Consider the following 24751-nt stretch of genomic DNA (forward strand, 5'->3'; position numbering starts at 1 on the left):
TGGATTACCAAACGTGATGGTTTAATTGTAGACATGGATAACCTCGTCAATTGATATTTCAATCGGCTTAATGCCGGCCAATGCATCCATGCGTTTTGAAATCCAGTTGAATCCTTTTCATTTTAGAAAAAGACTGGGTGCTCCATCGATGATGAAACTCATCCATATTACTTAGAGCTTCTTCGTGTTCGGTGAAAAGTATTGATCTGCAGGAGAGATGAAGTCAAGGTAATAGAGCAAAAATAAGATTAGTAGGGTTAATTAAAAGTTATTAATGTTCATAGGTATAAATGACCTATCAAGCAAGGTGGCCGAATTTTATTTTTAGGCTGTATTTATGAGTTTTACTACTGAGAGCTCGAGCGAGTAGCTTGTTGCCTTATTTAAATATAAAATTAAGATTGCTTAAGGACACTTAGAGCACATAATGCTAACAGAGAAACATTATTATAATTTACTAAACGAAAAACCTAAATTTAGATCTATAAATTCCGCAAAATTTGATATCGTAAAAAGAGTAGAGGTTTTTTTATACCAACTTACAAATTCATGGCCTAACACTTACGTAGAAAATAATTATTTTACAATTTATATTAGAAAAGCCAGATGCCGCGAAGAGAATTTACTTACCTTAGATATTGCAAGATTGAAATATCTAAAAAATCTTTTCAGGGAAGAGGGCATGGTACCGAATTAATTATGATGTTACACAGCATACACCCTTTCCAGAGAACAGTTATTGAATGTGTTCATAATTTAAATTTAGCACGATGGTGTAAAAAAAATGGGTGGACATCTTATATTGATAGTCCATCTATTGATAGTCCATCGTTTTATATGGATAAATAATGGTCAGGATTTTAAAGTTTGAGATCAAATAAAGATGATACGGTGTTGAGCCATGAATTTAGAGATAAAGAAATTCCATAAACTAAGAGATAATACAGAAGAATTTTTAAATGAATATTTGATTTTTTCAAAAAAACATGGTTTTGAGACAGCATTGAAACAGTTAAAAGCATCAGATATTGTTATTTCAAGAAATAAAGAAAACCGTTACGTAAAACTTTTTCAACAAAGTATTACTGCTCTTAATAAGACTTTTCCTTCCAAAAACAAACATATTCAACGATTAAAATTTGAAGCACATTTACTACAGTCTCTCTATAAAAAAATTTTTTCCCAGATCCCTCAATTCAGTGATAAAAATTTACTAGCCAGGGAAAAAGCAGGGTTTTTAATTTTTTTGGAAAACTATTTAACAGTTAATCGTCACATTGATATTGCATGTGATGAGAGTCAGTTGCGTAAATATTTATTAACGCCTGAAATCCAGGCCTCAAAGAATAAAAAAGAATATTTCAACCAATGGAATCAGTATTTCAATTATATTGAGGAAAAAACTCGAGAAATTAGAGATATATTATTATATTTTCATGTTCAGTCTGACGCTTACCTTGAAGAAATAGAGTTATCGTCTGAAGAGGTTAAAAAGAAAGAAATTTATATACCTATCATTCGAGATTTTTGGCACTTGAGCCATATAAATGAACTTTGGTGCTATGCAGATATTTCAATAATAAAAAAAACAACTGGGTTAATCACTAGTTCAATTGATAAAAAGAAATATCAAGCCTGGATGATTGCAAACTACCGTAGCCGTCAATCTTATTTGCATAGAGGTAATAAAGTGGAAAAAGCTCGGTATGATAGGAATATGTATATGTGCAGTGAATATTTTTATGCGCTTCCATCAGAAATATTTATTAAAGGGATTAGCTTTGAGAAATGGTTTAAAGCGTATGAAGTAATAAAACAATTCTCCATAGACTTTATAGGGAAACGTTCTGAAAGAAAACATACAATTTGGCTAAGTGAATGGTTTTCAATAAAATCCAAAGAAGAGTGGGTCGAGTTGCTAAAAAATAAAACGGATTTGTCTGTAGATGACTCTGAGAAAATTTTTGCATGTTTGATATTAAATAATGATGGAAAGATAAAAAACAAAGGCGATATCTTTGATCATCCATTTTATAAAATAGGGCGAAATAGATATTTATTATTTAGCTCAATTGCTTCGCAATTAGATCCGATCCAATGCTTATGTTCTTTGTCGAGGCAATATGAAGAAAAAATTTTCATGGATAATTCTATTACTTCCCTTAAATACATTAATCCTTTAGAAAGAGAAGTTGGTTTAGGTCTAGAGAAACAGAATATTTCATTTATATCGAATCTATTTATTGAAAAAGAAGATGGTATAGTTAATACCTCTAATCGAAAGGGAGAGTTCGACTTTATTTTTCAATTAGAAAACACCTTATTTTTTATAGAGTGTAAACGGTTTCTACAGCCATTTTACTTTGAAGATTATCAAGAGCTTTATGGAAAATTAAATATTGAGTCCAAACTATTTAAATCAAAAGTTAATTATGCGGTAAAACAACAACTTATGTTTGATCCTAATGATAGCATTATGAAGACGTTATTCTCAGCGAATTGGTGGGCGCAGAAGAAAATTGAAAAAATAATGGTAACATCCAGTTGTTTAGGCGAATACATGTACATGAACGGTGTCCATATTCTTGATCTGGAAGTTTTTAATGCTTGGTTATTTAATAAAGAAATTGTTATTCGCGAATTAAACACAGACAGAGTTATACAAATTATTTACCCTAAGCAAAATAACTCTCTTCTGCAGAGATTTTATTCTTTGCAAACTGAAATTCCAACAATAAAAGTAAAACGTGACCAGTGTACTTTTAAGAAAAAGAACACTTACATAGCGGGCGTAAAAATAGAATCCTTCAGCTATGAACAAGATATCGCAGATCAATTTTTCGTATAGAATTTATTCCAATTACAAAAGCTGTAGGTTGCCTGCGTGAATATTAGAATTTACAGAACTCGTGTTAGGGTGCTGGTTGTTAATCGGTGAGTGCCCCCGTAATTGGGAAAGACCCCAATTTTTTTACTTGAATTGGTGAAGTAAACTGCGACACAGATGCGACACAAAAAATGGTTACAAAGAAAAAATCATGTAACTCATTGATTTTAAAATGCCGTTGCGCGGAATCGAACCGCGGACCTATTGATTACGAATCAATTGCTCTACCGACTGAGCTACAACGGCAACCTTGGGAGTATATCCTTGTGGAGTATTTCGGTGCAAGATTAGGCTTTGGGTTGATTATATTCTTAATTCTTTTTAAGACATTTGGATAAGTTGAGTTTCTTTAGTGCGTGTTTGGCTTGGGGATTCTAGCTCGATTCCCTCTGTTACTGCGACTAGCAAAGCTTGCGAAGTTATGTGCGTTTTTAGGAAACTGGAAAACTCTCTTTCAATGAGATTAAAGTGATCCTGGATAGTAAGAAATTGCAGTCTTCCATCAATTGCTTCTTTGGTTTGAGCATAAGATGTAGCTTTAGAGCTAGCTATTTCTGTCAGGATACATTCCCTTAATTCACCGCTGATTTCCTCAATGGTCGATAATTTTTGTCTATCTTGAAAGATTACTGAAGTGTATTCTTCTTTAAGACTTGTAAAAGATATTTTCAGCTGTGTTATCTTCTCTGCAATTTTCGTTAACTCCGAATCATAACCAAAGAAACTAATCAGTGTATTCTGGGGTTTTGCTAAATGCTCTTTAAGCTTACTTTCTAATGCATCGACTTCTCTTTCGTAATCTTCTACCGATTGAAGTATTTTATTTCTATTTTCTTCTTCCTTAATTAACTCATAGGCTAGAATTTCTGCATCCTGAGACTTAGCTAAGTCTAGACCAGCTTGATCAAGATCCAATGAAGCACAATTTAAAATTAATGCTTTTACTTGTTTATCCCCGTTAGCAATTTTATCGTTGCGCGCTTCAAAAACCTTTTTGGCTTTATCTATTTGCTCTGATAACTTGGCGATATAGCTGTCTAATAACTTCTTAAAATTATCCTTAGCGGCACTATCTATTGTGGCAGGTGAACAATTGGATACTGCATTTGTGTAACCAGGCGCAATGTAACGGAAAAAACTGCTGGGTATGGAGGTTGTCACACTAGTAGCATATTGCAAAGAAGAGACTGTTTTTCGATACGTAGTTGGATTTAAAAGCTCTTTCACTATTGCGATAAATTCGAGCTTATTTTGATCGTCATCGGCATTAGCTATCATCTCATCAAAGTTCGCTTTATTTTTCGCAATGAAATCTAATAGATACAGCCTTCCTGTCGGTTTTTGATTGTTTTCAATTAACGCTCGCAATAGTCTTTCTGCATTTTCCTTTTTTTTAACTAATAATTGAATGGTACCTCTTAACTCACCTAAGTAGCCAAGTTCTTTGACCCTATTTCTTGTTCTTTGCTGTACTAACTCTACTCTAGCCACGAGAGGAATCTCTCTGTTTTTCAAAATAGTTAGATTAATTGCATGAAGATGTTGTGCAATTGTTGTCGGACCAAGAACGTCGGAAGGCTCTTCTCCTTGAGCATTTTTTTCAGTTGACAGGATAATTTTTTCTTCAGTTTTATCAAGTAACTCCTTCACTTGTCGGTGAAAATCATTAATATCAACAATTCGACTGGCAGTTATTTTCAAAAATGTAGGAAGATTACCTAGAGTGATATCGATTATTTTAAGTGCAGTGTAAATCGATTTATAAGCCTTAATGACCTGTTCTTGATTTGGGTTTTTATCCGCAAAATTTTCAATCCAAGAATTAAATGCTTGGATTAATTTTTTAATTTTATCCAACGTGTTACTAGTGGGGTTTTCATACAAACCTTCGATAGATTGAATAACTTCACCGAGTAATTCCTTTTCTTCTACTGCCGAGCTTGGAAGACTTGCTAAGTATTCATAAACTGCAAATCTGGCAAAAACCAAAGAACCATAATTGCGCTCTCTGTACCTAGCGAATTCCTCAAATTTAGGTGAAAGATGATCTTGTAAATCGTCTTTGATTTGCTCAAAACTTGCTTGTTCTAGGTATAAACTAATTAGAAGCGCAGTCTTTAAACAATTGTCTTCTTTGCTTGCTTTTTCTTTTCGCCAAGCTTTAAACCAGCCTCTATAAGTTGCTTCTTTTGACATATTGGATTCTTAGTTAGAAGAAAAATTAGGCTATTCTATGCTTTTGCAGTTTGTAATAAAACAACCCCTAACGTCCAATCTGTTGTCTGATTAGCCGTAAGATAGTTGACTGATTGCTGCGGTTGTATGCCGTAACCATCCACCATCAAAGCGTAATAATAGGCAGGAAAAAGACAATAGCCATAGAGATATTCGTTGCCTGTGTATTGTGAACTCAAAGAGGACCATTGTTGATGACAGATTAACGTATTAGCTTGTTCCAATAATGACTCATTAGTAAATTCGTTATTCGAGAACTGAAAAGGGTGGCTTTGTACTAGATCAGACATTCCACCAATGACATACCAATTGTTTATGGGATTCGCTCCCATTACAGGTTGGATAATGCTATTAACCCGATGCACATTATTCATTAATGTCGCCACTTCTGTTTTACAAGTTGTAGCATCCCCTTCTGCTGTTAGGCCAGTTGGTAATTCATATTCGTTCGCAAAACAGGAACCTACATCGAGGAATTGATGAGTGACTTCGGTTTGTCCAAGCCCTAGAAAACTATGTATAAAAAGTTGCAGATGACGACCATAAAGATCGAATTGTTGGAGGTCAGAATTTTTTATTCCCTCAGTTCTTGCTACAGGGAAAACAATTTGCACCGATGCCCCACCCATATCCATCACGCCAACAGGGGTTTTGTCATTGGATGTTAACGTACCGAGCTTATAATTGACTGCTAACCAGCCATACAGCCCTTCTTCACTTCCGGTAATAGTTTTAGAACTTTGCAATTGCCACTCGGGGTGATTGGCAAACCAATTTTGCATTAGGTCATAAAATTGCTTTTGTTTAGGTGTTGGCAACAGTCGCATACCTGCGGTGGCATAAAAATACAGAGGTAAATTGTCTTCATTTGCTCCAGAAAACAAACTTGTCAGGTAGTTATCCAAGGTTGCTTGATTAGGTTCGATGCTTGCGAAACCCGGCTTGATCTTTTTAGACCAGAGCTCTTTTACATTCACTGGGGTCTTGGTTTGGTCGACATCGTAAGCATAAATATGCAACCGAGAACCGGTACTACCGGCATCAACTATAGCGATACATTGATGTTGTTGACATTCAGAACTTGCGGCATTAACAACAAAACTCGCAAAGAGCGCCAATAATCCCAACAAACGTAGCGTCATAATTCACAACTTCACAGGCCATAAGATGGCCGGATGATACACTGTGATTATTTTATTGTCAATGAGAATCAGAATAACACAACAACAAATTATTTTGTATTTTTATAGCAACTTGTTGAAATTTCATCATTTTGTCTACCCAATTTAACAGAAGCCATACCGCATTCCGCGGTATTGTACACAGCAATTTTTTGCTTTTTAAAAGTATTTAAAGTTTGTTGATGAGGAAAATGATAGCGATTATCAAAACCTGATGAGATGACAGCATAATGGGGGGCGACTTGCTCAATAAATGCCAAGGAAGAAGATGTTTTACTGCCATGATGAGGCACTAGTAAAACCTCTGAACGAAGCTGATTCCCATAAGTGGCAACCAAATAATTCTCAGCTAATTTTTCAATATCGCCGGCTAATAATATTCTTCCGGCTTCATTTTCTATTTGCAAAACACAAGAACTATTGTTTTTGTTCCTAAATCTTTTGCCAATTGCCAAAAATCGAAAAGTCACTTTATCCCATTGCCATGCTGGATAGTGATGACAAGCCTTTCCACGGTGATAATAAGAAACTTTATCCACTAAAAGATCGGCAATGGGGTATTTTTCTTCAAGCGAAGCTAAACCACCCCGATGATCTAAATCCGGATGGCTAATAATCACTTTATCAATTTTATTGATACCTAAAGTATTAAGGTAAGGAATAATGGCAAGCTTCCCCATATCTCCGCCTTGGTAAAACTTCATTCCCGTGTCATAAATTAAACTATGATTTGCAGTATTCACTACCACAGCTAAGCCTTGTCCTACATCTAAAAAATCAATCTTTGCCTCACCCAATTTAATTTTCTGATGACCAGGAAAAAGACTAGAAAAAAATAAAACAATTATTGCAGGAAAAATAGCTTTAATAGGTAAAAAAAGAATAAGCAACATCACCAACATAAGAGCAAGCGGTGATAATAATTCAGTGTAAGAGCAATCCAAATTAAGCACTGAAAAAGAATCAACCCATTGTAAAAAATGGAGCAGCCATTCCGTCGCTATTTTAATGGGAGTCACTAGATAATGAATATTAAAACAATGCAGCAAAAACAGACTGATTAAAGAAAGCGGTACGATAATAAAACCCACCCAGGGAATAGCCAACAAATTTGCAAGCAAGCCATTCACAGCACCATAAGAAAACCAATATAAACTGAGCGGCATTAGCCCAATCAAACAAGCCAATTGAATGCAGATGGCCTTTTTAAGCTTGCTCCCCGCCACTCGTTGATTGATCAGAATTAAAATAGCAACTGCAATAAATGATAAATAAAATCCGGGCAGTAATACCGCATGCGGCTCATAGATTAGCACGGCAAGTAAACCATAGCGCCAAGCTTGCCAAACGGTGAATCGACAGTTTAAAAAATTTCGTAATAATAGAAAAATACAAGCTAACAAAGAACGCTGAGAAGGCGGAGCAAAACCTGCGAGCAATGCATACACAGCCCCCATGAACAGTGCCGCAGCCGTGGCTATTTTAGCCGCAGGACAAGACAAACATAAGCGACTGGACCGAGACCATAACCACTTCATTAACCAATAACTGAACCCCACAATTAAACCAATATGTGAACCAGAAATAACCATCAGATGGGTGGTTCCCGTACGTCGAAACAAATCCCACTGCAGCTTATCAATATGCGTGGTCAGACCCAACGTTAACGCTTGTAAAATACCCAGTACAGCAGTATCCGGGATGGCGTGCGCAAAAGTTAAAGCCAATTTCTCACGAAAAATCAGCAAAGATTGAGGCTTGCTTATATTTGGATGCAATTTAGTAAAGTGTTTAATATACCCAGTCCAATGAATATGACGCGCGTTTAATCCGCCAACGAAATCGAAATGGCCAGGGTTAGCTAGGTTTTCAGGTTTTTTTAACTTGGCTTCGAAAGACCAGGTTTGGCCTACTTTGAAATGAGGACAATGTTGATAGCAGGAAATTAAAATCACAGCACTGACTTTTTTGCCATTTAATTCGTGAGCCGCAAATTCAAATTGGGTTTTGTTAGAATTGCTGATAGGAAGTGAGACGACTCTGCCTTTTAATTCAGCTTTTGACAGAACACGAGCATCAGGCATACCGCGATCATCAACCCACCAAAGATGCAACATTCCCCAGATTATAGCCAGGGAGAATGCTACAAACGCTGAATACCCGGGGCGAAAAAAAAAGCTAATAACAAGCATTATTAAGGGATAAAGCGATTCTGTATAAACAAAAGCTATCCCTGCAAATACACAGAGAATTTCCATATTTTGTGTTGGACTTTAGCAAAGTGAGCGTAGAGTACAGCAATTTTAATTGGCACACAATTCATTTGATTCTTCAAAAAACGCTAGAAATATCAACCAGATTACAATAGGATAAACACATCTAAGGTGAAATGGATGTTTCTCAATGATTATTGCTGCGTTAAATGAGAATAGTTCGAATGAAACTCGTGTTGCAATCACACCCAATGCAATAAAACACTATCTAAAACTAGGTCTTGAAGTCGTTTGCGAAAAAAACGCCGGACATGCTTCAGGTTTTAGTGATGCAGATTATGAAGCTGCTGGTGCTAAAATTGTTGCCAATCGCAAATCGCTATTACAAAAAGCCAAAATTTTGGTTTGTGTTAATGAGCCCTCCCCTTCCGATTTACAGGATCTAGCCCCGGAAGCACTCATTATCGCACCTATCGATAATAACCAAGAGGGTGAGTTACTTACCTGGGGTTGCAAAGAAAAAATGAGCGTTTTTTCAATGAACCTTATTCCAAGAATAAGTCGAGCTCAAAGTATGGATAGCCTTTCATCTCAGGCTAACCTTGCTGGATATCGTGCAGTTCTTGAAGCTGTAGTTCATTTCAACCGCGCCATTCCCATGATGATGACAGCCGCCGGTATGATTCAACCCGCAAAGGCGCTTATCCTTGGCGCTGGAGTGGCTGGCTTACAGGCCATTGCCACAGCGAAACGTCTAGGAGCAGTTGTCTATGCTTTTGACGTGCGACGCGCAGCAAAAGAACAAGTCGAAAGCCTAGGTGCTGAGTTTATCGAAGTCGCTGAAGATCAAGATAATGAAACCAGTGGCGGGTATGCGAGTGAGACCAGTGAAGAATACAAACGCCTGCAAGCCCAATTGATTGATCAATACGCCACGCAATCTGATCTTGTTATTTCCACCGCCTTAATTCCTGGTCGACAAGCTCCCATCCTATTGACTAAAGAAACCGTAAAAAAAATGAAGCCAGGCTCCGTAATCGTTGACTTGGCAACTTCTCGCGGCGGTAACTGCGAGGTAAGCCAGGGCGATAAGATCATCAAAGAAGGGGAGGTAACCATAATAGGTTATAGCAATATAGCAGGACTCATTCCCGCAACGGCAAGTGAACTCTATGCAAATAACCTCGTGCATCTCATTACGCTGTTAGTCGACTCCTCTTCCGAGCTTGTATTTAATAAAGAAGATGAAATTATTAAACAAGCCCTGCTTTGCCATGAGGGTAATTATTTACCATTTCAAAAAGCTAAGGAAACGCTATGACTAGTATGAATACCCTAGGCAATCCTTATGTTGCTATTTTAACAATTTTCGTACTTGCTTGTTTCGTAGGTTATTACGTGGTTTGGAAAGTAACTCCTGCTTTGCATACCCCATTGATGTCGGTAACCAATGCAATCTCAAGTATTATCATTTTGGGTGCTTTGATTGCTACGGGCACTCAATTGATAGGTCCCATCACCTATTTGGGAGGACTAGCAATTTTTATTACTGCTATTAACATTTTTGGCGGTTTTGTGGTGACACAAAGAATGTTACGAATGTATAAAAGTTCACGAAAATAAATTAGGCAAGACCTTATATCTTACGTGTTATAGGACGGATATCACATGACCTCATCAGTTCCATTTTTATACCTCATTGCTGCAATATGTTTTATTTTAGCACTCAAGGGACTTGCCAGCCCTTCCTCCTCTCGAAGGGGTAATTTATTGGGTATCTGTGGTATGGCACTTGCCATTATCTCGACTTTAATGATGCCCACTGTCAATCATCATTGGCTATTAATTATTCTTATTCTTGCAGGAGGTGCGCTTGGTACCTTTATAGCACTTAAAATTAATATGACGGCAATTCCACAGCTAGTTGCAGGATTCCATTCTCTTGTTGGTCTTGCTGCTGTATTAGTTGCCTTTTGTGCCTTTTTATCACCCAATTCTTTTCATATTGGGACTCCAGGAAATATCGAAACGGCAAGTCTTATCGAAATGAGTCTTGGATTGATTATTGGGGCGATTACTTTTTCTGGTTCGATCATCGCCTTTTTGAAATTACAAGGTTGGATGACTGGTCAACCTATTCGTTTTAGTGGACAAAAAATAGTTAACTTATTGATAGGATTATCTATTTTAGGTCTGCTCGTTTTCTTTGTTTTAAAACAATCTCTTTCTGTTTTTAGTCTTCTTGCTCTCCTGTCATTTTTAATCGGATTTTTACTCATTGTACCCATCGGCGGTGCTGACATGCCGGTTGTTATCTCCATGTTAAACTCCTACTCAGGATGGGCGGCAGCGGGTATTGGATTCACTTTAAGCAACCATTTATTGGTTATCACCGGTGCTTTAGTGGGCGCGAGCGGGGCCATCTTGAGCTACATCATGTGTGTGGGAATGAATCGCTCGATCTTTAACGTGATTTTCGGGGGCATACAAGCCTCTGACGGAGCAAGTACTCGCTCCCATCATGAAAATCAACAGGTTAGACAAGCGAATGGTGAAGACGCCGCTTTTTTACTGTCTAATGCAAAAGATGTCATTATTGTCCCTGGTTATGGTATGGCGGTGGCGCATGCCCAACATGCGGTGAAAGAATTAGTCGATGCCTTAGAAAAGCGCTCGATTCGCGTACGCTTTGCTATTCACCCTGTTGCTGGTCGGATGCCTGGTCATATGAACGTGCTATTGGCGGAAGCGAATATCCCTTATGACCGTGTCTTTGAGCTCAGTGAAATTAATCGTGATTTTGCTACAGCTGATGTCGCCTTTGTCATCGGTGCAAATGACATTACTAATCCGGCAGCGAAGACAGATCCAAGTTCTCCTATTTATGGAATGCCAGTTCTTGAAGTTGAAAAAGCCAAAACTATATTGTTTGTAAAAAGAAGCCTTTCACCTGGATATGCTGGTGTAGAAAATGATTTATTCTTTCACGACAATACCTATATGCTCTTTGGCGATGCGAAGGTGATGACGGAATCTATTGCCAAAGCCCTAGCAGAAATTTAATTGCACTTTGATGAAGTAAAACAACTTCATCAAAGCACCTTCTTCAGTGCAAAATGCTTTGAAATAGGAGATCCTATCCTAATTATCTATTTAAAAAAACACTCATTGCCTTAGCTAGAAAATAACGGTATCTTAGCTCCTAATTTTTAACTAGGAGATTTTCATGTTGCGAAAAATTGGCTATAGCTTGTTGTGCGCAGGTTCACTATTCAGTGCAAGCGCGCTGGCAATGACTTACAATATTATGCCCGGACCCGGAGCTAGTTTTGAATATAAGCTTCTTGCCAATAGTCCCATCATGATTGGTAATCCTTATTATCACAAAATGACTGCTACTTGTACTATTTTTAGCGAAGATGAGAGTAATGAAATTATTGTTGAAATGATTCTCAAATCAAGCAAAGTAAACAATGAGGAAATCAAATCCGGCGAAACTCGACCATTTAACATTCCATCAGGATCTAAACTTGTTCTCGAAGCTGATGGTAGAGCTGTAGTAAAATTACTCAACAAAGGTCCAAGCGACATCACTGCGAAGTGCACGATTTAAAAGAAGAGTAGAGTGAGAAATCTTTTAATTGCAGAAGATTTCTCACTGTTAATGTCAATGCTCTCGCGTTGCTGAAAACTGAATTTTAGGATAACGTTCTTGGGCCATCGTTAAATTTACTCTGGTGGGCGCCAAATACATCAAGGTATCACTTCCATCAAGAGCTAGATAATCGTAGGCTTTTGTACGAAACTCTGTCATTGCCTTATCATCCTCCGCATAAACCCAACGTGCGCAACTAACGCTAACCGACTCATAAATACAATCCACTTTGTACTCATGCTGTAATCGATGAGCAACAACATCAAACTGCAAAACACCAACCGCGCCGAGTATTAATTGATTACTATTCAGTGGTCTAAACACTTGGGTTGCCCCTTCTTCAGACAATTCAATTAATCCTTTAAGTAAGGCCTTGCTTTTGAGTGGATCTTTTAAACGGACCAAGCGAAAAAGTTCCGGAGCGAAATTAGGAATACCAGTGAATTTTAAAGTTTCTCCTTGAGTAAAGGTATCACCAATACGAATAGTGCCATGGTTGTGGAGACCAATAATATCGCCAGCCATTGCCATTTCCGCATGCGAACGATCGCCAGCCATAAAAGTAAGCGCATTAGCGATTTGAACTTCTTTGCCTATACGTAAATGATTTAATTTCATTCCCTTTTTAAAAGTTCCAGAACAGATCCGTAAAAAAGCAATGCGATCACGGTGCTTGGGATCCATATTCGCCTGAATTTTAAACACAAAGCCACTAAAGGCTTCTTCACCAGGATTCACTTGGCGCTCAAGTGCAGTACGTGATAGAGGTCCTGGCGCAAATTCAGCAAAATCATCTAATAATTCTTTAATACCAAAATTATTAATCGCCGAGCCAAAATAAACTGGAGTCATCTTTCCAGATAAATAATCTTCAAGATTAAATTCATGAGAAGCCCCTTTGACTAACTCGATCTCTTCACGTAATTCTTTTGCAGCATCACCTAGCAAAGCGTCCAATTCAGGATTATCTATACCCTTTATCTGTGTAGCGTCCTGCTTCTGTGCATTTTTACCCGTTTGATAGAGATAAACTCTATCTTGGTAAAGATGATAAATTCCTTTAAATCGTTTTCCCATCCCTATTGGCCAAGTCACCGGCGCACATTGAATACCTAACACTGTTTCCACTTCATCCAGTAAACTAATAGGTTCCCGGCCTTCACGATCTAATTTGTTAATAAAAGTCATAATCGGCGTATCACGCAAACGACAAACTTCCATCAACTTAACTGTCCTATCCTCAACACCCTTTGCCACATCGATAACCATAAGAGCGGAATCAACTGCCGTTAGAGTACGATAAGTATCTTCAGAGAAATCTTCATGCCCCGGGGTATCAAGTAAATTCATAACGTGATGATTATGAACAAACTGCATTACGGAAGTAGTGATAGAAATTCCCCGCTCCTTCTCCATTTCCATCCAATCAGAAGTGGCATGGCGATCTGCTTTACGCCCTTTCACAGTACCAGCCAGCTGAATTGCCCCCCCAAATAGCAACAACTTTTCGGTAACGGTTGTTTTACCGGCATCGGGGTGCGAAATAATGGCGAACGTTCTTCGCTTATTGAAATCCTGGTAAAAATCAGACATAAACAGACCTATGATGAATTAGATCATGCATTTTAAGGGAAATGACAGGAACAGACAATTTTGTTTCGAAATTAGTATTAGGATTTATCGCTTGAAAAGGTCGATATGGACCCGCGGTCAAGCCGCGGGGTCCCTATCAATGAAGCAACTCAAGTTCATCCTGATTACACTCAAAATAATCTGCAACCTTAGCGCTAGTCACAGCAGCTAAACGATCCGGTTGCCAATGGGGATTCTTATCTTTATCAACGAGTAAGGCTCTAACTCCTTCATAAAAATCAACATCCCTCATAAATTGACTTACTAAGCAATAATCCATTTTCACGCAATCTCCCATTGATAAGGATTTTGCTTTTTGAATTTGTGCCAAGGTTACTTTTAAACTTAGGGGCGCTTTTTGTTCTAGGCTATGCAAAATAGACTTTGCCCACTCCTCTTCTCGGTCTTGCAGAACAGCAATAATTTTCTCTACAGTTTCTTCTGAAAAACAGGATTTAATTCTCGCTTTATCATTATCTATTGCTGCCTCAGTAACGGGCATAGCAAATGGTTGCAAACAAGCATTAACTTGCTGATGAGCATTAGATGACAAGTCTGCCTGAATAAGGCTAGCCAAGACTGCTGAGAGCTGCTCAGAATTAACCACATACTTTACTAGACCTACCGAGTAAGCGTCTTTCGCATTGAGGCGATTACCCGTTAACCCTAAATAAATGCCAATTTGCTCGGGGCAACGTGCAAGCAAATAACTCGCGCCGATATCAGGAAAAAAACCAATTCCCGTCTCTGGCATAGCAAAAATAAAGCGCTCTGTGGCCACTGGATGGGAGCCATGTAGAGAAATGCCTACTCCGCCACCCATTGTTATTCCATCCATGAGCGAAATATAAGGTTTAGGGTAATGGTGAATATAATGGTTTAATCGATACTCATGCCAAAAAAACTGCATTTGTTCAGGATTTTTAGCTAATCCGGTTTCGTAGAGCCAGCGTACATCTCCTCCCGCACAAAACGCTTTTTCTCCCTCGCCTTGGACAACAATTGCCTGAACCTGCTCATCGCTTCGCCATAGTTGTAATTGCTGCTGAAAAGCTTTAATCATAGGCAAATTAAGTGCATTGAGCGCTTGAGGTCGCTTTAAGGTGACTAATCCTATCTGCCCTTCTTGCGTAAAAGCGATATCTGCAGCCATCGCCTACTCCCCCTTGAACTCTGCTTTGCGCTTAGCTAAAAATGCATCGACGCCCTCTTTTTTATCTTCACTGGCACACACTTTAGCGAAATGAACGGCTTCTAAATGTAGCGCATCGGTTAGAGACATATCATATCCACGGTCTATCACTTCCATGACACCAGCAATTGCCAAGGGAGCCATCGAGAGAATACCTTTTAAAATCTGCTTTCCATGTTCTAACAGGTGTTCAGGAGCGACTACTTCACTGACTAATCCCCATTTCAGAGCCGTTTCAGCATCGATAAATCGACCCGTTAAACAAAGATCCATTGCGCGCCCTTTGCCTATTAAACGTGCTAAGCGTTGTGTACCACCGTAGCCAGGAATTACCCCAAGTTTCACTTCAGGTTGGCCAAATTGGGCGGTGGTCGCCGCAATACGCAGGGTTGCTGCGACTGACAGCTCACAGCCGCCGCCAAAGGCAAATCCATTAACCGCCGCTAATGAGGGTTTGCCTATCGTTTCTAATTTTCTAAAAATGGCTTGGCCTTCGCAGGCAAATTGATAGCCCGTTTCCGCATTGCATTCAGCAAGTCGGGAAATGTCGGCTCCGGCACAAAATGCTTTACCCGAACCAGTCAGTAGCAATGCTTTAACCTTGCGATTGTGTTTAGCTGAGTCAAAAATTTCATCTAGAGCCTGCAACACTTCAGTGCTTAAGGCATTTAGTTTTTCGGGACGATTTAGTGTCAGAATTAAGATGCCATTACCATCTAAATCTTGTTCGATAAAATTCATTTAAAACTCCTGTTAATCAATAAAATAGTCATCATCCAGACTTGCTTTAGCAATAATTTCTCGCATGATTTCGTTAGTGCCTTCTAAAATTTGATGGACTCTGAGATCGCGAAATAGCCGTTCAATTTGATAATCATGGAGATATCCATACCCCCCGTGTAATTGCATCGCCTTATCGCTAATACGAAAAGCCACATCGGTGGCTAAACGCTTGGCCATTGCGCAATACATGGGCGCTTGAGGGTCGCCTTTATCTAAAGCGTCAGCGGCACGATAGACCATCAATCGAGCTGCTTCAAAATCAGTTAACATATCGGCGAAATAAAAACGCAGGGCTTGTATTTTGGATAAAGGTTTACCGAATTGGATACGCTCCTGAAGGTATTTTTGCGTAAGACGCAGGCAGGCGGTGGCTCCTCCCAAAGAACAGGACGCGATATTAACTCGCCCACCATTCAATGCATTTAAGGCGATTTTAAAACCCATACCCTCTTCACCCACACGATTACTCACAGGGACACGGCAATTTTCAAAATAGACCATACAGGTGGGTTGACTTCGCCATCCCATTTTCTTTTCCAATTTGCCAAAGCTCAAACCTGGCATGTCTTTTTCAACCAATAAACAGGATATGCCATGATGTGAATCATCACCAGTTCTCACCATGCACAAATAAATATCACTGACACTGCCGCCTGAAATAAACGATTTTGCCCCATTCAAAATATAATAATCACCTTCACGGACCGCACGACTTTTCAAGGAAGCCGCATCGGAGCCCGAATCAGGTTCAGTGAGGCAATAACTGGCTAGAGCTTCTAGTGAGGCAATACGAGGACCCCATTTTTTGCGCAGAAGCTCATCGGCATAGTGATCAATTAAGGAGACAACCATATTGTGAATAGAAAGATAGGCACTGGTTGTAATGCAACCGGCTGCGAGCTGCTCAAAAATAATGGCAGCATCAAGACGTTTTAGATTAGACCCGCCGATATCCTCAGCAGAGACGATTCCCCCCATCCCAAGACTTCCTGCTTCGCGCAAAATATCAACTGGAAAATAACTGTTTTCATCCCATTTCTCAGCATTTGGTGCCAATTTATTGCGTGCAAATTCTGCCGCCATGTCTCGAAAAGCAATATGCTCTTCACTTAATTTGAAATCCATAACCCTCTTCCATTTATTCTTAAAGCACAAGCGATAGCGTCTATACCCACTCTAACATAACTTAATTGTCACTATCCCGACAATACTTATGATGTTTTTTTAAAAGATGCTATTATTGCCGCTCTTCTAGCAAAATTAGGCCGCTAATTTTCAGGAGATTTTGGCGTAACTGACTAAAAATAAAAAGAAAAAACACATGGAATCTGTAATACAACCTCAAGCTAGTCTCAGCAAAACCAATCGTATTTTAAAGGATTATTTTGGCTTTGATTCCTTCCGCAGTCCTCAGGGAGATATCATTGATCAACTCGTTGACGGCAATGACGTTTTAGTTCTTATGCCGACTGGCGGGGGCAAATCACTCTGCTACCAAATCCCAGCTTTAGTACGTCATGGTGTCGCTATTGTGGTTTCACCCCTAATCGCATTGATGGAAGACCAGGTAGCTGCACTTAAATTACAGGGTATTCGTGCTGCTTATTATAATTCATCACTGAAAAGCGAAGAGGCAAGACAGGTACTAGCTAAGCTGCATAATAATGAGCTCGATTTACTGTATATCGCGCCAGAGCGCTTGTTAAGCCAATCTTTTCTTGACCGTTTACAAGAATGCGAACTTTCTTTATTTGCTATCGATGAAGCCCATTGTATTTCCCAGTGGGGTCATGATTTCCGCCCTGAATATGCAGCCTTAGGTTTATTAAAAACTCATTTTCCTACGATTCCGGTTATTGCACTTACAGCGACCGCTGACCAGCAAACACGCCAAGACATCATAAAAAAATTAAATTATCGGCCCCAGGAATTCATTGCTTCTTTCAATCGACCTAATATTCATTACAGCGTCGTTATAAAAAATAATCCCATTAAACAATTAAATCAGTTTTTGCTGGGGCAGAATCAACAATCCGGTATTATTTATTGTGGTACTCGTAATGCGGTAGAACGTTTAGCGTTGAAATTACAAGAATTAGGCTATCGCGCCCGAGCTTATCATGCAGGCCTTGCCCATAGTGAGCGTCGTGAAGTGCAGTCCTTATTTCGTCATGATCACATTGATATGGTTGTTGCTACGATTGCTTTTGGGATGGGCATTGATAAGCCGAATGTGCGCTTTGTGGTTCACTATGATTTACCTAAAACCATTGAAAGTTATTATCAAGAAACCGGAAGAGCCGGGCGAGATGGCTTACCCGCTCTTGCTTTGCTTCTTTATGATCCGGCAGACAGCGGCAGACTGCGAGGTTGGATAGCAACGACGAGTAATGAAGCCCAGCAGCGCATTGAAACCAACAAACTTAACCATATGCTGGCTTTTGCTGAGGCTACCCATTGTCGCAGGCAAATCTTGCTTCGTTATTTTGATGAGCAGTTTGATGAAACCTGCAATAAATGCGATGTCTGCGACAATCCACCGCAAACGATAGATGCTACGGAAGATGCGCAAAAATTTCTATCTTGTATTTACCGCTTACGGCAAAGTTATGGAATGACCCATGTCATCGATGTTCTGCGCGGAAGCACCTCGGAGAAAATCCAACAAGCAAGGCATGAACAATTAAGTACTTTTGCCATTGGCAAAGATAAGACCGCTAATTACTGGAAACAGCTAGGTTGGCAATTGATCCATCGGGATTATTGTTATCAAGATACTAACCGTTTTAATGTCCTGTGCTTAACTAAAAAAGCCGTTGCTGTGCTAAAAGGGGAAGAAAAAGTTTTTCTCACTCTACCTAAACCAGACTTAAAAACAAAAAACAACAAAGTAAAAGAACGAAATTTCCTAGTTAATACTGAGAATCCTTTATTTGAAACACTGCGCGCACTACGCCGAAAATTAGCTGAAGAAGAAAACAAACCGCCCTTTATGATCTTTAGCGATACCACCCTACATCAGATGGTGAGAGACAAACCCCAGACTCTCGATGAATTACTAGATATCTCTGGAGTTGGTCAGCATAAATTGAGTCATTATGGATTACATTTTTTAAAAGTACTGCGTGAGTCAGTGGAAATAGACTAATGTGCGTGACAACCAACTTTTATATGCACTTGATAATATTTACTTTTGGAGCCTTCAATGAATCCGCGAGTTTGGAGAACCTCATACCAATCCAGTTTACCATGTAGCTTGGCGGCTGTTGCGATCGCATTATTAATAGCTTCTTCAATTCCCTCTTCCGAAGTACCCACCAGCTCCACAATTTGATAAACACGATTGTTCATTTCTTCTCCTTGAATTTGCATACTTAAGTCCCTATGTGAATTTTAGTGTAGACGAAAAATTGCCGGTTAGCACGCATTAATTAATGAAACTATGTTTCTCTATGAAGAACCATAACGCCTCCTATAAGGACGAAACAAAAGACCCCTTTAGTTTGCCGGCTAAAAATAATCAATCCAAAATCGCATCAATGTAGTCACTGCCTGGGGCGCTTCCATGGGACTCATATGCCCAGAATCTTCGATGATCGCTAACTTAGCATGGGGAATCTTCTGTGCTAATTCTAAATGTGATTCTAAGGAAAAAACACGATCATACTCAGCATGAATAATCATGGTTGGCATTGTTAATTGAGGAAGAATAGAAACAGTTTCTCTGCGAGTTAGTAATGCTTTTTCTTGGTTAAGAAAAGACTTTTCACCAACGCTTAGAAACATGGCTAGTACCTCCTTTTTTAGATTCGAACAATAAACATAGCGCTCCGCGATGTCCTCGGCTAAGGAGTGAAATTTTCCCCGCGCAACCGCCTCAATCATCGCAAAACGATCTTTCCTTTTTTCCGGCGGATCGGCTTGTGCAGAAGTATTCAGCAAGCATAGCTTTGAGATCCGTTCCGGTGCGGCTTTAGCTAATTCTAATGCGAGCCAACCACCCATAGAATGTCCAGCTAAAATAAACCGACCTTTAACCGTTTCAAGGACCATCGCTAGCAAATCCTCCATACAATCCTTAACGGTTAGGGGAATTACCTGGCAAGGAACTAGATGACTTAGATGCTTAATTTGATGCGACCAAACCTTTTCATCAGATAAAACACCGGGTAAAAGGACAAGCGTTTCTTGTAACATAATGACCATCCTTGCTCAAAAATGACTCTCTACTAATCGGCATGATTTTTGAATTAGTTTTACAATCTTCATGTGGTTAAGGATCTTTTAAAAATGAAAACAAAACATCACTTTGGAAGATTTCTTCCTTTTATTCTTTATACTTCAGTTTCAATTTACTATAGCGCGTCAGGTCTTTTTTAACTCATTTAGTAGAAATAATAACAAAATTGGCCTATGAATTTTGTTATTATTATTCACAATCAAATTATATTAAGGATTAAAAATGGTAATATCGCCATGTGAATCATTAAGTTTTTTTGGATTAGAGCTCTCCATTTTCAACGATTTTTCGAAAACGTCTCCTTCCAACTGTACCAATACTGTTTCGTAAGTTAGAGGATTAATAAAAGTAATTACTTTACGAGTATCTTCCCAGTCTCGATGATCTGAGCTATAGATAAAAACATAGCGTACATAGGTTGTTTGTCCAGGTTCTAAAAAGCAAGCTTCTCCCGCTTGAGCATTTACTGGCAGACACGCTTTGGGGTATTTGTCAGGGGCTCTATCAAATTGGATGAAGCCTCGTTTGGCAAAAACTCTTGATGAATCGACAATAATCCAGGTGTAATTTGATTGGTTTGTAATTTTTCTATCGTAGAAGCCAAAACTAAGGCTGGGTAGAATTAGAACAATAGCAAAAAGGAAAAATTTATTAAACATGGCAGCTTCTGATTATTTATTAAACAGAAATATTAATATTTTCTCATCCTAAATTCAATAGAACTTTCATAAATAGCAACCGTATTGATAATCAATCAGGGAGACATCAGTTTCTGCTGTGCTTTAGCGATAGCTTTGCGTAATAATTGAGCTTCTTCCGATTGTTCCGGAGCTAGTTTAAGCAATTGTTGCCAATAATCGATGGCTAATTGATAATTTCTATCTGCAAAAGCATCCATTGCTAGCATGGCTAAGGCATCGGGTTGATTTGGATCTTTCTGCAATAAATTTTTTAATATCTCTCTAATCTGTTTATTAAATTGTTGCTGATTTAATTGCAAAAGACTTTGAGCATAATTGATTAGTGTCATTTCATTTTCAGGTTTTAATTCGAGTGCTTTTAAAAAAGCATCCCGTGCTTCAAGCCATTGGCCTTGACTCGCATACAATCGCCCTAACAAATACCATCCCCGCTCACTATTTGGATCTTGCTTAAGCCGAGTCTTCATTCGCTCAACTAATTCTGCAGGACTTTTAATTGTCTGCAACACAGCTTGGACTTGCTGCTGAGTTGCCTCTCGATGTTGATATTCCTGCCAGGATGACCAAGCACCCCATCGCCAATACACAAGCGATGAAAAGACAACAAATACAGGAACAATAATAACCATCAGCAACTTAGTTTTGCGCAAAGGATATAAAGCTAAAGGCAAAGCCAATAAACCCAATACGATAAAACTAATTAATAACCACCATTCATTCATAAGAATTTCGCTTTACACAGGTATGCCAAAAAATTAATAAACCTAAAAATAAAAACAAGGACGGCCCAAACCACAGCAAAGCAGTCAAAGACTTAACCGGTGGATTAAACAAAATAAAATCACCGTAACGACTCGTTAAATAGCTGATAATTTCGCCATCAGATTTTCCTTGTTTGACCAAATCATAAACTTGCTCACGTAAATCTTTAGCTAACCCCGCATTAGAATCCGCTAAGTCTTGATTCTGGCAGACCAGGCAGCGTAACTCTTTGAGTAAATGCGCAAACTGCGCATCCTGTTTTGCCGTAGCCAGTGGATAAATCGTATTGGCTGACGCTAAGGGCATAAACAAAAAAAAGCTGAGAATTAATAGACAAGCTTTCATGCTTCACCTTCCAATTGTTTGATACGCGGTAGAAAATCAGATTGCCAAGCTTTTTCATCCAAAATACCAATATGTCGATAGCGAATAATACCTTTTTTATCGATCAAAAAGCTTTCTGGTGCGCCATACACGCCTAAATCAATGGCTACTTTGCCTTCTTTATCCTCGCCCACCGCTTGATAAGGATTACCCCATTCTTTTAACCACCGCTGAGCGTTTTCTGTCTTGTCCTTATAATTTAAGCCATAAATGGGAACAGCCTCTCGTGCAAGTCGCATTAAAAAAACCTGTTCATCGATACAAGCTGCACACCAGCTCGCCCAGATATTTAATACTGCGACTCGTCCTTTCATCCGTTGCGGAGTAAATAATTCGCCCTCTTCCAAAGCCGGCAGTTGAAAAGACGGTAAAGCTTTACCTAACTGTGCAGAGGGTAATTTTCTCGGTTCTAAAGACAAACCACGCCAGAGAAAAAAAACCAGCGATGCAAAAATTGCTAATGGGATTAAACGCCAATAAAGAGCTTTCATACCTTGACCTCTTGTCCATAATCAGCCGTTTGTTTTTGCCGAGCTTGATAATAGCGTCTGTCCGTAAGAGCCACTATGCCTCCCGCTAAAATCATAAAACCTCCGCCCCAAATCCAACGCACAAAAGGTTTAAAATAGACACGAACTGACCAAGATTTATCATCTAAAGGCTCACCAAGAGCGACATAAATATCACGAAAAGGATTCACGTCAATCGCTGATTCCGTCATTGCCATTTGCCCGACATTATATATGCGTTTTTCCGGATAAATCACCGTTTCCTTATCATGACGCTTAATTAAAAATTGGGTTTGAGTCCCACGATAGTTTGCACCCACTAATGGGGATTCATTAATAAACGAAATTTTATAGCCCGCCAAATTAACGGTATCACCGGGAGCCATTTTAACATCATCTTGTATACCATAACCGGTCGATACAGCAATACCAATCACCGTTACAGCAACCCCGCAGTGGGCAAGCACCATACCCCAAAAGGCCTGTCCTAGGTTGAGCAGTCCTCGCTGTTTGATGCGCATTAAAACTAATTTGAAGGTACTCAATACAACCCAAAACGCCAGCATTAAACCCAGCAAGCTGTAGCCATTAATTGGTTGTTTTAGCCAAATTAATAATAAAAAGGGAACTAAGATACTTAGAAAAAATACTTTAGATAATTTAGAAGCAATTTTACGCAGACTATCTCGCTGCCAATTTAAATGAACACCTATCCCCATTAGAATCAACAAGGGAATCATTAATGGCACAAATACGGAATTAAAATAAGGCGCACCCACCGATAATTTACCTAAACCTAAGCCATCAATAAGCAGAGGATAAACAGTACCCATCAATACAGTTAACATGATTACTGCAAGGAAGACATTATTTAGAAGTAGCGCAGACTCACGCGAAAAAACGGAAGGATTTTCAATGCGTTGTAAGGTTTGTGCGCGCAAAGCGAACAGTAGCAATGAACCGCCAATAACTATCAGAAGAAAACAAAGAATATAAAGACCACGTTGAGGATCCACTGCAAAGGCATGCACCGAAGTCAAAACCCCTGAACGAACTAAAAAAGTCCCTACCAAACTTAGGGAAAAAGCGGTAATAGCCAGCAACATCGTCCAGGCTTTAAATTGCTGCCGCTGCTCGCTTACGGCTAGTGAGTGCAATAATGCCGTACCCACTAGCCAGGGCATAAAAGACGCGTTTTCTACAGGATCCCAAAACCACCATCCACCCCAGCCTAACTCGCGATAAGCCCACCAACTTCCGAGGGTAATACCCGCTGTTAAACAACACCATGCGGCTAAAGTCCAGGGTCTAGTCCATTTTGCCCAAGCAGATTCCACTTTTCCCACCCAAAGTGCCGCAATTGCAAAAGCGAAAGCCACAGAAAAGCCTACATATCCCATGTAAAGCATAGGGGGATGAAATAAGAATCCCGGATCTTGTAACAGAGGATTTAAGTCACGACCCTGTGTTTGCAATAGTTGAAATTGCCGAATAAAGGGATTTGAAGTGCTAAGCAAGAAAAGAATAAATCCAATACTAAGCCATCCTAAAACAACTAAAACGCGAGCGCGCATTGCTTTATCTAACGATGAACTAAAAAAGCTAATGGCAAACATCCAAAAACTTAAAATGGCGACCCAAAGTAGCATGGATCCCTCATGCCCTCCCCAAACGGCGCAAAGTTTATAAAACCAAGGCAGAGTGACGCTAGAATTAGTTAATACATAAACGACTGAGAAATCATCGTTTAAAAAACAAAGGGTTAAAGAACAATAGGCTAAAGCGATAAAAATAAACTGACCGCAGGCATATAGAGGCGCTGCATTAATCCACTCTTCTTTTTTACGCCATAAACCAAGTGTTGGCATAATAGCCAATAACGAGGCAAACAATAGGGCTAATATTAATGAAAATAAACCAATTTCAGCTATCATTTACTTTCTTTGCTCCAGATTGCACCGTTTTTGCCAAAGCATCTTTGACTTCTGGCGGCATATAATTCGCATCATGTTTTGCCAGCACTTCTGTGGCAGTGAAATGCTGGTTATCACTTACTACACCAAGGGCAACAATGCCCTGCCCCTCACGAAAGAGATCAGGTAAGATGCCTCTGTAATGTACCGTTACTGTTTGCTTGAAATCGGTCAATTTAAATTCAACGGACAAATCCTCGCCACGCACAATACTATCTTTTACAACCATGCCTCCTAAACGAATCGATTGTTTATTGGAGGCTTCGCCATTCACGACCTGGGTAGGTGTAAAGAATAAATTAATGTTTTGCCCTAAAGCATAGAGGACAAGAGCTGTCACTAAGGTCAGAACGAAGAGAATAAACAACAAGACTAGCATTTTTCGCTTGCGGACGGGATTCATC

The 24751-nt window shown here is 39.2% G+C and carries 21 protein-coding genes and 1 tRNA gene; 6 read left to right on the top strand and 16 right to left on the bottom strand.

Features of this window, described 5'->3' with window-relative positions:
- Window positions 1-901: 901 nt before the first annotated feature.
- Window positions 902-2848: a hypothetical protein gene (locus Ldro_RS15610; protein WP_058497358.1), complete on the top strand. Its 1947-nt coding sequence runs from the start codon at window positions 902-904 to the stop codon at window positions 2846-2848.
- Between the two features lie 212 nt (window positions 2849-3060).
- On the opposite strand, the gene Ldro_RS15615 is transcribed toward Ldro_RS15610, so the two are convergent.
- From Ldro_RS15615 to Ldro_RS15630, 4 genes are all read right to left on the bottom strand, one after another.
- Window positions 3061-3133: transfer RNA gene (locus Ldro_RS15615), tRNA-Thr, on the bottom strand.
- Window positions 3134-3208: 75 nt separating this feature from the next.
- Entirely contained in the window at window positions 3209-5083 is a 1875-nt protein-coding gene (locus tag Ldro_RS15620; RefSeq protein WP_058497359.1) for a hypothetical protein, read from the bottom strand.
- A 35-nt stretch (window positions 5084-5118) separates the two neighbouring features.
- A complete protein-coding gene (locus Ldro_RS15625; RefSeq protein ID WP_058497360.1) occupies window positions 5119-6264 on the bottom strand; it encodes an acetate and sugar kinases/Hsc70/actin family protein in 1146 nt (381 codons plus the stop codon).
- An 89-nt stretch (window positions 6265-6353) separates the two neighbouring features.
- Window positions 6354-8561, bottom strand: coding sequence for a DNA internalization-related competence protein ComEC/Rec2 (locus tag Ldro_RS15630; RefSeq protein ID WP_058497361.1), 2208 nt, complete (start codon window positions 8559-8561; stop codon window positions 6354-6356).
- Window positions 8562-8706: 145 nt separating this feature from the next.
- On the opposite strand from Ldro_RS15630, the gene Ldro_RS15635 reads away from it, so the two are divergent.
- From Ldro_RS15635 to Ldro_RS15650, 4 genes are all read left to right on the top strand, one after another.
- Complete coding sequence (locus Ldro_RS15635) at window positions 8707-9837, top strand: Re/Si-specific NAD(P)(+) transhydrogenase subunit alpha (protein WP_058497362.1); 1131 nt, start codon at window positions 8707-8709, stop codon at window positions 9835-9837.
- Window positions 9834-10139: a proton-translocating transhydrogenase family protein gene (locus tag Ldro_RS15640; protein ID WP_058497363.1), complete on the top strand. Its 306-nt coding sequence runs from the start codon at window positions 9834-9836 to the stop codon at window positions 10137-10139. The genes Ldro_RS15635 and Ldro_RS15640 overlap by 4 nt, the downstream gene beginning before the upstream one ends.
- 45 nt (window positions 10140-10184) lie before the next feature.
- Window positions 10185-11579, top strand: a complete 1395-nt coding sequence (locus Ldro_RS15645; RefSeq protein ID WP_058497364.1) for an NAD(P)(+) transhydrogenase (Re/Si-specific) subunit beta — start codon at window positions 10185-10187, stop codon at window positions 11577-11579.
- Window positions 11580-11742: 163 nt separating this feature from the next.
- The gene (locus Ldro_RS15650; RefSeq protein ID WP_058497365.1) at window positions 11743-12129 is read left to right on the top strand and encodes a hypothetical protein; all 387 of its coding nucleotides are present in this window, start codon (window positions 11743-11745) and stop codon (window positions 12127-12129) included.
- Window positions 12130-12183: 54 nt separating this feature from the next.
- Here Ldro_RS15650 and Ldro_RS15655 read toward each other — a convergent pair whose 3' ends face one another.
- The 4 genes from Ldro_RS15655 to Ldro_RS15670 all read right to left on the bottom strand — a co-directional run bounded on the left by Ldro_RS15655 (window position 12184) and on the right by Ldro_RS15670 (window position 16903).
- Window positions 12184-13764 carry a peptide chain release factor 3 gene (locus tag Ldro_RS15655; protein WP_058497366.1) on the bottom strand — a complete coding sequence of 527 codons (1581 nt, stop codon included), beginning with the start codon at window positions 13762-13764 and terminating at the stop codon, window positions 12184-12186.
- A 136-nt stretch (window positions 13765-13900) separates the two neighbouring features.
- A complete protein-coding gene (locus Ldro_RS15660; protein WP_058497367.1) occupies window positions 13901-14956 on the bottom strand; it encodes an enoyl-CoA hydratase/isomerase family protein in 1056 nt (351 codons plus the stop codon).
- A 3-nt stretch (window positions 14957-14959) separates the two neighbouring features.
- On the bottom strand, window positions 14960-15736 hold the full coding sequence (locus Ldro_RS15665) for an enoyl-CoA hydratase/isomerase family protein (protein ID WP_058497368.1): 777 nt from the start codon (window positions 15734-15736) through the stop codon (window positions 14960-14962).
- Window positions 15737-15748: 12 nt separating this feature from the next.
- Window positions 15749-16903, bottom strand: a complete 1155-nt coding sequence (locus Ldro_RS15670; protein ID WP_058497369.1) for an acyl-CoA dehydrogenase family protein — start codon at window positions 16901-16903, stop codon at window positions 15749-15751.
- A 196-nt stretch (window positions 16904-17099) separates the two neighbouring features.
- On the opposite strand from Ldro_RS15670, the gene recQ reads away from it, so the two are divergent.
- Window positions 17100-18926 (top strand): DNA helicase RecQ, encoded by a 1827-nt coding sequence (gene recQ / locus Ldro_RS15675; protein ID WP_058497370.1) that lies wholly within the window; start codon window positions 17100-17102, stop codon window positions 18924-18926.
- Here recQ and Ldro_RS15680 read toward each other — a convergent pair.
- From Ldro_RS15680 to ccmE, 8 genes are all read right to left on the bottom strand, one after another.
- Complete coding sequence (locus tag Ldro_RS15680; RefSeq protein ID WP_058497406.1) at window positions 18923-19129, bottom strand: dodecin; 207 nt, start codon at window positions 19127-19129, stop codon at window positions 18923-18925. The two genes, recQ and Ldro_RS15680, sit on opposite strands and share 4 nt — an antisense overlap.
- 159 nt (window positions 19130-19288) lie before the next feature.
- The gene (locus Ldro_RS15685) at window positions 19289-19975 is read right to left on the bottom strand and encodes an alpha/beta fold hydrolase (RefSeq protein ID WP_058497371.1); all 687 of its coding nucleotides are present in this window, start codon (window positions 19973-19975) and stop codon (window positions 19289-19291) included.
- 252 nt (window positions 19976-20227) lie between these two features.
- Window positions 20228-20677: a hypothetical protein gene (locus tag Ldro_RS15690; RefSeq protein WP_058497372.1), complete on the bottom strand. Its 450-nt coding sequence runs from the start codon at window positions 20675-20677 to the stop codon at window positions 20228-20230.
- A gap of 95 nt (window positions 20678-20772) precedes the next feature.
- The gene (locus tag Ldro_RS15695; RefSeq protein WP_058497373.1) at window positions 20773-21441 is read right to left on the bottom strand and encodes a tetratricopeptide repeat protein; all 669 of its coding nucleotides are present in this window, start codon (window positions 21439-21441) and stop codon (window positions 20773-20775) included.
- Window positions 21434-21826: a cytochrome c-type biogenesis protein gene (locus Ldro_RS15700; protein WP_058497374.1), complete on the bottom strand. Its 393-nt coding sequence runs from the start codon at window positions 21824-21826 to the stop codon at window positions 21434-21436. The genes Ldro_RS15695 and Ldro_RS15700 overlap by 8 nt, the downstream gene beginning before the upstream one ends.
- On the bottom strand, window positions 21823-22356 hold the full coding sequence (locus Ldro_RS15705) for a DsbE family thiol:disulfide interchange protein (protein ID WP_058497375.1): 534 nt from the start codon (window positions 22354-22356) through the stop codon (window positions 21823-21825). The genes Ldro_RS15700 and Ldro_RS15705 overlap by 4 nt, the downstream gene beginning before the upstream one ends.
- On the bottom strand, window positions 22353-24308 hold the full coding sequence (locus Ldro_RS15710; RefSeq protein ID WP_058497376.1) for a heme lyase CcmF/NrfE family subunit: 1956 nt from the start codon (window positions 24306-24308) through the stop codon (window positions 22353-22355). Before Ldro_RS15710 ends, Ldro_RS15705 begins: the two co-directional genes overlap by 4 nt.
- On the bottom strand, window positions 24298-24750 hold the full coding sequence (gene ccmE / locus Ldro_RS15715; RefSeq protein WP_058497377.1) for a cytochrome c maturation protein CcmE: 453 nt from the start codon (window positions 24748-24750) through the stop codon (window positions 24298-24300). The genes Ldro_RS15710 and ccmE overlap by 11 nt, the downstream gene beginning before the upstream one ends.
- Window position 24751: the final 1 nt, after the last annotated feature.

Origin of the sequence: Legionella drozanskii LLAP-1 (genome assembly GCF_001467585.1) — a bacterium.
GTDB lineage: Bacteria > Pseudomonadota > Gammaproteobacteria > Legionellales > Legionellaceae > Tatlockia > Tatlockia drozanskii.

Bases quoted from the DNA above. Each gene is read 5' to 3' on its own strand.
- Ldro_RS15610 (WP_058497358.1), top strand. From the start codon at position 902: ATGAATTTAGAGATAAAGAAATTCCATAAACTAAGAGATAATACAGAA.
- Ldro_RS15620 (WP_058497359.1), bottom strand. From the start codon at position 5,083: ATGTCAAAAGAAGCAACTTATAGAGGCTGGTTTAAAGCTTGGCGAAAA.
- Ldro_RS15625 (WP_058497360.1), bottom strand. From the start codon at position 6,264: ATGACGCTACGTTTGTTGGGATTATTGGCGCTCTTTGCGAGTTTTGTT.
- Ldro_RS15630 (WP_058497361.1), bottom strand. From the start codon at position 8,561: ATGGAAATTCTCTGTGTATTTGCAGGGATAGCTTTTGTTTATACAGAA.
- Ldro_RS15635 (WP_058497362.1), top strand. From the start codon at position 8,707: ATGATTATTGCTGCGTTAAATGAGAATAGTTCGAATGAAACTCGTGTT.
- Ldro_RS15640 (WP_058497363.1), top strand. From the start codon at position 9,834: ATGACTAGTATGAATACCCTAGGCAATCCTTATGTTGCTATTTTAACA.
- Ldro_RS15645 (WP_058497364.1), top strand. From the start codon at position 10,185: ATGACCTCATCAGTTCCATTTTTATACCTCATTGCTGCAATATGTTTT.
- Ldro_RS15650 (WP_058497365.1), top strand. From the start codon at position 11,743: ATGTTGCGAAAAATTGGCTATAGCTTGTTGTGCGCAGGTTCACTATTC.
- Ldro_RS15655 (WP_058497366.1), bottom strand. From the start codon at position 13,764: ATGTCTGATTTTTACCAGGATTTCAATAAGCGAAGAACGTTCGCCATT.
- Ldro_RS15660 (WP_058497367.1), bottom strand. From the start codon at position 14,956: ATGGCTGCAGATATCGCTTTTACGCAAGAAGGGCAGATAGGATTAGTC.
- Ldro_RS15665 (WP_058497368.1), bottom strand. From the start codon at position 15,736: ATGAATTTTATCGAACAAGATTTAGATGGTAATGGCATCTTAATTCTG.
- Ldro_RS15670 (WP_058497369.1), bottom strand. From the start codon at position 16,903: ATGGATTTCAAATTAAGTGAAGAGCATATTGCTTTTCGAGACATGGCG.
- recQ (WP_058497370.1), top strand. From the start codon at position 17,100: ATGGAATCTGTAATACAACCTCAAGCTAGTCTCAGCAAAACCAATCGT.
- Ldro_RS15680 (WP_058497406.1), bottom strand. From the start codon at position 19,129: ATGAACAATCGTGTTTATCAAATTGTGGAGCTGGTGGGTACTTCGGAA.
- Ldro_RS15685 (WP_058497371.1), bottom strand. From the start codon at position 19,975: ATGTTACAAGAAACGCTTGTCCTTTTACCCGGTGTTTTATCTGATGAA.
- Ldro_RS15690 (WP_058497372.1), bottom strand. From the start codon at position 20,677: ATGTTTAATAAATTTTTCCTTTTTGCTATTGTTCTAATTCTACCCAGC.
- Ldro_RS15695 (WP_058497373.1), bottom strand. From the start codon at position 21,441: ATGAATGAATGGTGGTTATTAATTAGTTTTATCGTATTGGGTTTATTG.
- Ldro_RS15700 (WP_058497374.1), bottom strand. From the start codon at position 21,826: ATGAAAGCTTGTCTATTAATTCTCAGCTTTTTTTTGTTTATGCCCTTA.
- Ldro_RS15705 (WP_058497375.1), bottom strand. From the start codon at position 22,356: ATGAAAGCTCTTTATTGGCGTTTAATCCCATTAGCAATTTTTGCATCG.
- Ldro_RS15710 (WP_058497376.1), bottom strand. From the start codon at position 24,308: ATGATAGCTGAAATTGGTTTATTTTCATTAATATTAGCCCTATTGTTT.
- ccmE (WP_058497377.1), bottom strand. From the start codon at position 24,750: ATGAATCCCGTCCGCAAGCGAAAAATGCTAGTCTTGTTGTTTATTCTC.